Origin of the sequence: Sphaerisporangium aureirubrum (assembly GCF_042658925.1) — a bacterium.
In the GTDB taxonomy this organism is placed as follows: Bacteria; Actinomycetota; Actinomycetes; order Streptosporangiales; family Streptosporangiaceae; genus Sphaerisporangium; species Sphaerisporangium aureirubrum.
This window is the reverse complement of the sequence record NZ_JBHSRF010000203.1, coordinates 1-735: the sequence shown is the minus strand read 5'-3', so window position 1 is coordinate 735 and position 735 is coordinate 1. Positions and strand designations below refer to the sequence as shown.

The following is a 735-nucleotide window of genomic DNA, read 5'->3' as shown; positions in this document are numbered from 1 at the left end:
CTGGGCCGACTGGCATGCCGCAGCGGCCGGCGGCGCGCAGTTGTTGTGGCGGGTCAAGTCCAGCCACCGACTGCCGGTGCTGGAGGGGTTGCCCGATGGGTCCTACCGCTCGGTGCTGGTCAATCCGGCTGTGCACAATCAGCAGACCCGGGCGCGCATCATCGCCGCGGCCCACCGCGGCGACGTCCTGGACCCCGGGCGGGCCACACCGGTGCGGGTCGTGGAATACACCGTGCCCGACCGCGACGGCACCGAGACGATCCGGCTGATCACCACCCTCGACGATCCCGCCGCCGCCCCCGCACCGCTGCTGGCCGCCACCTACCACCAGCGGTGGGAACACGAAACCGGCAACGCTCAGCTCAAGACACACCTGCGCGGACCCGGCCGCGTCCTGCGCTCCCACCACCCCGACATGGTCCGCCAGGAAATCTACGGCTACCTGCTCACCCACTACGCCCTCAGCGCCCTGATCTGCCGGGCCGCCACCGAAGCAGACATCGACCCCGACCGGGTCAAATTCCTGCGCACCGTACGGATCGTCCGCCGCCGGATCACCGACCCAGCAGCCTTTTCCCCCTGAGCAAACCCACCGCGTCCGCGCCACCGTGATGGCCGACATCACCGCCCGCCGCAACCTCAACCCGCCCCGCAGACACCGCACCTACCCCCGCGTGGTCAAACGCACCCGCCACAACCAATACCACGCCAAACGCGACAACGACATCGGCACAC

General features: G+C 69.8%; 1 pseudogene. It reads left to right on the top strand.

The window, feature by feature from the left end:
• Positions 1–583 (top strand): annotated as a pseudogene (locus tag ACFP1K_RS41150) (IS4 family transposase); the annotation flags it as partial.
• Positions 584–735 lie beyond the last annotated feature (152 nt).